This is a genomic window from Sporosarcina sp. E16_8 (assembly GCF_017347095.1).
In the GTDB taxonomy this organism is placed as follows: Bacteria; Bacillota; Bacilli; order Bacillales_A; family Planococcaceae; genus Sporosarcina.
The window spans coordinates 1-7,642 of record NZ_JADPRZ010000081.1; the positions used below are offsets into that span (position 1 = coordinate 1).

Consider the following 7,642-nt stretch of genomic DNA (forward strand, 5'->3'; position numbering starts at 1 on the left):
GGACTGAAGCGACTCGAGGGGCTGGCGCCCAGAGCTGGACACAAAGAAAAGCGTAGGGCGCCTGCTTAGACCCGAAAAGCGCTGGAGGGCCTAAAGATAAAGGCGCACTTTGCCTTTAACTTAAGGACTGAAGCGACTCGAGGGGCTGGCGCCCAGAGCTGGACACAAAGAAAAGCGGAGGGATGAAGTTCAATCCTCCACTGCTGGAAGAGTTAACGATAAAGGCGTCCTTTGCATTTATGCTTAATTCTAAAGGTCCATCTATTGGGTGGGCCTGTCTCTACATATAAAAGGGGAGGGAAATGTATGACGGTATCAGAAAAAGTAATTGTACAAACAGAGAAATTTGGGGCAAACAACTATCATCCACTGCCAATCGTTATTTCTGAGGCACAAGGGGTTTGGGTAAAAGATCCAGAAGGCAATAAATTCATGGATATGCTTTCCGCATATTCAGCAGTAAACCAGGGGCATCGTCATCCGAAAATTATTCAGGCATTGAAAGACCAAGCTGATAAAGTAACGCTTACTTCACGTGCTTTCCACAACGACCAACTTGGTCCATGGTATGAAAAGATTTGTGAACTGTCTGGCAAAGAAATGGCGCTTCCTATGAATACAGGAGCAGAAGCTGTTGAAACAGCTATTAAAGCAGCGCGTCGCTGGGCTTATGACGTTAAAGGGGTAGCAGAAGACCAAGCAGAAATCATTGGGTGCGAAGGGAACTTCCATGGTCGTACAATGACAGCTGTTTCTTTATCATCAGATGCTGAATACAAACGCGGATTTGGTCCGATGCTTCCGGGCATCAATCTTATTCCTTACGGTGATATCAAAGCGCTTGAAGCCGCAATTACACCGAATACTGCTGCATTCATTATCGAACCGATTCAAGGTGAAGCGGGTATTATCATTCCGCCAACCGGTTATATGAAAGCTGCACGTGAACTGTGTAAAAAGAATAACGTTCTATTTATTGCAGATGAAATTCAAGCTGGTCTTTGCCGTACTGGAAAAATGTTCGCATGTGAATGGGAAGATATCGAGCCGGATATGTATATCCTAGGTAAAGCACTTGGTGGCGGTGTATTCCCAATATCTTGTGTACTTGCTGACAAATCAGTTCTTGGTGTATTCAATCCAGGATCGCACGGTTCAACTTTTGGCGGAAATCCTATGGCGTGTGCAGTATCAATCGCGTCTTTAGAAGTGCTGGAAGAAGAAGAATTGGCGAAAAAGTCTCTTGAACTCGGAAATTACTTTATGGAAGAGTTAAAGAAAATTAAACATCCGTCGATTAAAGAAGTCCGCGGACGCGGATTGTTCATTGGCGTCGAATTGACGGAAGCTGCTCGTCCGTATTGTGAAGAGTTAAAAGAGCTCGGATTACTATGTAAAGAAACACACGATACAGTGATTCGCTTTGCTCCACCACTCATTATCACAAAAGAAGAGTTGGACTGGGCAATCGAGAAAATCAAAAAAGTTTTCGTGAATTAAAATACTTAACAATCTAAGTGTCCTATATGTTACAATATATGCATAGAAAAAATTATGAATCAAAGAGGCGAATCATTAAATGACTGAAAACCTGAATCTGTTTACGTCTACACAAGGTCTTTTTAAAGATGCACTTGATAAACTAGGCTACGATGAAGGAATGTACGAACTTCTAAAAGAACCACTTCGTATGATAGAAGTACGTATTCCAATAAAAATGGACGATGGCAAAGTTAAAGTATTCACGGGTTACCGTGGACAGCATAACGATGCTGTTGGACCGACAAAAGGTGGAGTACGTTATCACCCTGAAGTAACATTAGAAGAAGTGAAAGCACTATCTATGTGGATGACATTAAAAGCTGGTATTGTCGATCTTCCATACGGCGGCGGTAAAGGGGCAATTGTCTGTGACCCGCGTGAAATGTCTATGGGCGAACTTGAGCGACTAAGCCGCGGTTATGTCCGTGCTTTAAGCCAGGTAATGGGACCTAACAAAGACATTCCAGCTCCAGACGTCTTCACAAACGCGCAAATCATGGCGTGGATGATGGATGAATATAGCCGCATTGACGAATTCAACTCACCTGGTTTCATCACAGGTAAACCAATCGTTCTTGGTGGTTCGCAAGGTCGTGACCGTGCGACTGCAGAAGGTGTAACAATCATTATCGAGGAAGCGGCGAAACGTCGTGGAATTGATATGAAAGGTGCACGTATTGTAATCCAAGGTTTCGGTAACGCGGGTAGCTTCCTATCTAAGTTCCTTCATGATGCTGGTGCGAAAGTAATCGGAATTTCCGACGCTTATGGTGCTCTTCATGATCCAGAGGGTCTTGATATCGATTACTTACTAGACCGTCGCGATAGCTTCGGAACAGTAACTACACTTTTCGATAACACGATTTCGAACCAAGAATTACTTGAACTCGATTGCGATATTCTTGTGCCTGCGGCAATCTCTAATCAGATTACTGAAAAAAATGCACATAAAATCAAAGCGACGATTGTTGTTGAAGCAGCAAATGGGCCAACAACAACTGAAGGTACTAGAATCCTTAAAGAACGTGGAATACTTCTTGTTCCCGATGTTCTTGCAAGTGCGGGCGGCGTAACGGTTTCTTACTTCGAGTGGGTCCAAAACAATATGGGCTACTACTGGACTGAAGAAGAAGTACGTGAAAAAATGACGAAAAAAATGGTTGATGCATTTGAGAACGTATATACAACTGCAGAAACTCGTAATATCGACATGCGCCTAGCAGCATATATGATTGGTGTACGTAAAACTGCGGAAGCATCACGTTTCCGTGGTTGGGCATAATCATAAAAGCGTAAGGTACCGGTAAGATGCGACAGGTATAAGACGGCCCAGCTAACTTATGATCCGAGCGTCTGGCACCTGAAGCCTGGACACTATTTTAAGTGAAAACTTATACATTCTTATCATTAAAATAATAAAAGGCATCTCCCGATTTTAAACGGGAGATGCCTTTTATGCTTTTTCAGGAATAGAAACCATTACCTCGTCGTGATCCCGCCGCCGATTGAATAACAACCCAAGATTGAATAGACCCGAAACCCCAATGATGAGATAAATAAATCGTGCGAGCGGTTCCGCGGAGCCGCCGGCGAATTGTGCCACTACATCGAAACGGAATATTCCTGCCACTCCCCAATTGAGAGCGCCGATAATTGTCAGTGCTAGAGCTAATTTATGTACTTTACCCATTTAGCACACCTCCTTAAATTAATATGCCCAGGTGAAGTTTTTTCATACGCGGGCTCTTAATATTGCAAAATGGTTTATTGTTTCGGATAATGAAAAGAATAAAGGGAGGCAATATAGAATGAATGAATTTGTATTTCACAATCCAGTTAAACTTATATTTGGAAAAGGTCAACTTCAGAGATTAGCACAAGAACTACAGAGTTACGGTACAAAAGTGCTTGTCGTTTATGGGGGCGGAAGCATCAAGAGGAATGGTCTCTATGAAGAAGTAATGACCATATTAAAAGAGAATGATATGGAAGTGCATGAACTTTCAGGCGTTGAGCCAAATCCACGTGTATCAACTGCGCGAAAAGGTGCAGAAATTTGTAAGGATAAAGACATCGACGTTATCTTAGCAGTTGGTGGAGGATCAGTTATCGACTGTGTGAAACTAATTGCATCGGCTGCGAAATATGACGGCGACGCGTGGGATCTTGTAACAAGGAAAGCGTTCGCGAAAGATGCACTTCCATTCGGTACAGTTTTGACGCTAGCAGCAACAGGTTCGGAGATGAATGCCGGGTCTGTTATTACCAATGAAGAGACGCAAGAGAAGTTCGGATGGGGCAGCCCGGTCAGTTTCCCGAAATTCTCGATTCTTGATCCAACATATACGCTTTCAGTACCTAAAGACCAAACAATATACGGTATTGTCGATATGATGTCCCATATCTTTGAACAGTATTTCAATAATGCAAAGAATACACCTGTACAAGATGAGATGTGTGAAGGTGTGCTACGTGCGGTAATGGATAGTGCGCCGAAACTCGTCGAAGACTTGGGGAATTATGAATTACGTGAGACGATTTTATTCGCGGGTACGATGGGATTGAACGGCTTCCTTCAAATGGGCTATCAAGGGGACTGGGCGTCCCATGGTATCGAACATGCTGTGTCTGCAGTTTATGATATCCCGCATGCAGGAGGACTTGCGATTCTATTCCCACACTGGATGAATCATAACGTTAACGTCAATCCTGAACGTTTTGCCAAGCTCGCTGTCAACGTATTTGGCGTTGCACCAGAAGGCAAGACACCAGATGAGATTGCAGTGGAAGGAATTGCGTCTCTAAGAGCATTTTGGACATCTATTGGAGCACCAGAAACGCTTGCTCATTATGACATTGACGATTCGAAACTTGAGTTGATGGCAGAAAAAGCAACAGTTAACGGACCACTTGGGAACTTCAGTAATCTGAATAAAGAGGACGTACTGTCGATTTTAAAAGCTTCATTATAAGAGAATTGAAAAACGCCACGCGGGAGTCTCTGCGTGGCGTTTTTTGTTATTCTGGTAACTTTGAATTGAATTGCTTAGCGGTATCAAAGGAATTGGACCTTTTCCATGTCGATACACCGTCATCTTCATCGAAAGAAATAAGAACATCTTGTACTCCTTTTTGATTTAAAATAATGTCCATGAGTCGGTCCCTCACGTCATCTAAATAAGCGAGTGTATGAGATGGATCGACTTCTGCGACAATCTCAACGTGTAAGAATTCCCCTTCTTTAATAACTTCAATCCGTTGAATATCTATAACGTCGGAATCCGCTGCAACGATATGGGAAATATGATTGAGCATTTCCTCATCCGTTTCCCCGATTGCACCACGTGCGTTTTCCAGAAATACTTTACCAACCACATAGAACATCATCATACCAATCATAATGGACGCAATGCCTTCCGCTACGAGTAATCCAAGGAAATGAGCCAATAGGACAGCGACAAATGCGAGGAGGCCACCTAGAGTTGCAACAAAGTCTTCCATGAACACGAGTTTTGTCGCCGGTTTAGCGCGTTTAAGGTTTTGAAAACCTAATGTAATGGGGGCTATCCCACCTTTATCAATCCCTGCTTCATGAAGTATCTCTTTACCCGCCTTATAAAGTACAATGCATTCAAGAATGATACCTATACCGAGAACAGAGAGGTTGATAATTAAATTTCTATTCCCGCCTGACTCGGATGGATTCAGGATATGATGCCACCCGCCTATGATAGCCTCATAAGACATGATTCCAACAATAATGACAGCGCCGAGACAAACTAAGTTAACAACACGGCCGAATCCATTAGGATATTTGGGAGTGGGAGCTTTTTTTGAAAGAGCAGAACCGACGAAAACAAAAAACTGGTTTGCTGCATCACCAAATGAGTGCATCATTTCTGCAAACATAGCCACATTTCCAGTGAAGAAGAATGCAATGGCTTTTAAGCAAGCAATGACCGTGTTAACAATTGCTGCGAGTAGTGAGGGCTTGTTGCCTTCATTTAAAAGTTTTAGTATGTCTCTCATGAATTTCCTCCATTATTGAAATATTTCAATTTCGACTGATACGATATAAGGTAGCGTCGTTAACTCGATATACAAACTAGACAAAGGTTTATCGGGGAGCGTCGAAAGGCGAAAGTTGAGCTGATGAAGCACTTGATGATTAAATGAATCGATTTGCCGTATCCGCAAGTTTTTGATTTCCATGTTCTCTGCCTTTAGATATGCAAGCAAATCCTCGATCTTTGATTTGTTGGATAAAACAGCAATGAAAGAAACTTCCTTTGTCCGCAATCTTTTTGGACCAAATTTACCGAGTGTGGGCGCGATGACTTCAATAACAAACATTACGAGTAATACAGCAAACGTCGCCTCAATATAAAAGCCGGCACCAACGGCAATCCCAATACTCGCAGCACCCCAAATCATTGCTGCTGTTGTTAATCCAGAAATGTTATTATTGTCACGTCGCAGTATGGCCCCAGCTCCAAGGAAGCCGATGCCACTTACAATTTGGGCGGCAAGGCGAAGCGGATCCATCGTTACATTAATGTCATTACGTGCGGGAACGAGATAAGCTGCTTCTATAGAGACGACTGTTAGAAGGCAACTGAAAGTAGCGATAACAGCACTTGTTTTTAATCCGATAGGTTTCTTCTTGATTTCCCTCTCTACACCAATAACTAAACTTAAAACTAAAGCGAGCGTGATTTTAATTAGTACTTCGGGATACATCGCTTCATTTGCAATCCAGGTCATTATCGTTATCCCCCTTGTAATGTCCTCCCTTAATAACCATGTTATACTGACACCTATACCATTGTCTTAAAGACAGAGATGTAACCTAACTTTTTTGAAAGAGATGTGTTAGAAATGGAAAAGCCACGGATTCATCCGTATATACCAATTATCATAGGAGTTATATCGGTAGCACTTTCTGCAATTTTTGTGAAACTTGCCACAGCAGATGCTGGAGTGATTGCATTTTATAGAATGTTTTTCTCTGTTCTGATTATGTTACCGCTCTTCCTTATGAAGTATAGAAGGGAAGTATTGACGCTTAGTAAAAAAGATTGGATCTTCTCAGCCATTGCGGGAGTGTTTTTAGCCTTTCACTTCATTCTATGGTTCGAGTCGTTAAATTACACATCGGTTGCGAGTTCAACGGTGCTTGTTACCTTACAACCCATATTTGCTTTTGTAGGAACGTACTTCTTCTTTAAGGAGAAGCTAGCGTTCAAAACAATTATATCTGCTCTGATTGCTGTAACGGGGAGTGTAATCATTAGCTGGGGAGACTTCAAGCTGAGTGGCACTGCTTTTTACGGAGATATGTTAGCGTTGATTGCATGTGCACTTATCACAACCTATCTGCTATTCGGGCAAGATGTGCGTAAACGTCATTCACTTATTACATATACATTTGTTGTTTATTCGATAAGCACAATCACATTGTTCTTTTATGTTCTAATCAAAGGGGAGTCATTTGGCCCTTACCCAGGGTCTGATTGGTTCTGGTTTATAATGCTTGCACTCATTCCGAATCTGTTAGGGCATACCCTTTTCAACTGGGCCATTAAGTGGGTAAGTACCAATGTCATATCTATCGGGATACTATTTGAGCCGGTCGGAGCAGCAATCTTGGCGTTCTATGTCTTTGATGAAACCTTATCGACATCCCAAATAGTCGGCGGGATGATTGTGATAGCGGGGATTCTGCTCTTTGTAATTGATGGTAAAAAGTTGCGGAATAAATTATTTTCAAAAAAGGCTTGATTTCTTATAACGTTCTGTAGTATATTAATACATGTCCTCAGGGAGCGAGAAACAACAGCAAGTTAGAAGTTGAAATGAAATGTTGACTCGTTCCGGAAGAGATGTTATATTAGATAACGTTGCGCTTCAAACATTGTTAAAACGACGAAAAAGAAATTGAAATTAGTTGTTGACATGAAGAGTGTAACTTGATATGATATAAGAGTTGCTGCTGAAACAACAGTGACCAAATGAACCTTGAAAACTGAACAGCAAAACATCAATGAAATACAGCGAGAGTGCTAACGCACTTGAGCAAAACGTTTCTAACTAAACCAGC

7 protein-coding genes are annotated in these 7,642 nt (G+C 42.1%); 4 read left to right on the forward strand and 3 right to left on the reverse strand.

The window, feature by feature from the left end; translation table 11 throughout:
- Nucleotides 1-306 precede the first annotated feature (306 nt).
- Together I2484_RS20320 and I2484_RS20325 are read left to right on the forward strand one after the other, a co-directional pair.
- A complete protein-coding gene (locus tag I2484_RS20320; protein WP_207152876.1) occupies nucleotides 307-1,500 on the forward strand; it encodes an ornithine--oxo-acid transaminase in 1,194 nt (397 codons plus the stop codon).
- A 79-nt stretch (nucleotides 1,501-1,579) separates the two neighbouring features.
- Nucleotides 1,580-2,824 carry a Glu/Leu/Phe/Val family dehydrogenase gene (locus I2484_RS20325; RefSeq protein WP_207152877.1) on the forward strand — a complete coding sequence of 415 codons (1,245 nt, stop codon included), beginning with the start codon at nucleotides 1,580-1,582 and terminating at the stop codon, nucleotides 2,822-2,824.
- Nucleotides 2,825-2,995: 171 nt separating this feature from the next.
- On the opposite strand, the gene I2484_RS20330 is transcribed toward I2484_RS20325, so the two are convergent.
- Nucleotides 2,996-3,232, reverse strand: a complete 237-nt coding sequence (locus I2484_RS20330; protein ID WP_207152878.1) for a DUF378 domain-containing protein — start codon at nucleotides 3,230-3,232, stop codon at nucleotides 2,996-2,998.
- Between the two features lie 118 nt (nucleotides 3,233-3,350).
- On the opposite strand from I2484_RS20330, the gene I2484_RS20335 reads away from it, so the two are divergent.
- Nucleotides 3,351-4,514: an iron-containing alcohol dehydrogenase gene (locus I2484_RS20335; RefSeq protein ID WP_207152879.1), complete on the forward strand. Its 1,164-nt coding sequence runs from the start codon at nucleotides 3,351-3,353 to the stop codon at nucleotides 4,512-4,514.
- 46 nt (nucleotides 4,515-4,560) lie between these two features.
- Here the strand turns inward: I2484_RS20335 and I2484_RS20340 are convergent, their stop codons facing one another.
- On the reverse strand, nucleotides 4,561-5,571 hold the full coding sequence (locus tag I2484_RS20340) for a cation diffusion facilitator family transporter (protein WP_207152880.1): 1,011 nt from the start codon (nucleotides 5,569-5,571) through the stop codon (nucleotides 4,561-4,563).
- 12 nt (nucleotides 5,572-5,583) lie between these two features.
- Nucleotides 5,584-6,306: an MgtC/SapB family protein gene (locus I2484_RS20345; RefSeq protein ID WP_207152881.1), complete on the reverse strand. Its 723-nt coding sequence runs from the start codon at nucleotides 6,304-6,306 to the stop codon at nucleotides 5,584-5,586.
- 114 nt (nucleotides 6,307-6,420) lie between these two features.
- Here I2484_RS20345 and I2484_RS20350 point away from each other — a divergent pair, with 114 nt between their 5' ends.
- Complete coding sequence (locus I2484_RS20350) at nucleotides 6,421-7,323, forward strand: DMT family transporter (protein WP_207152882.1); 903 nt, start codon at nucleotides 6,421-6,423, stop codon at nucleotides 7,321-7,323.
- The last annotated feature ends 319 nt before the right edge of the window (nucleotides 7,324-7,642 follow it).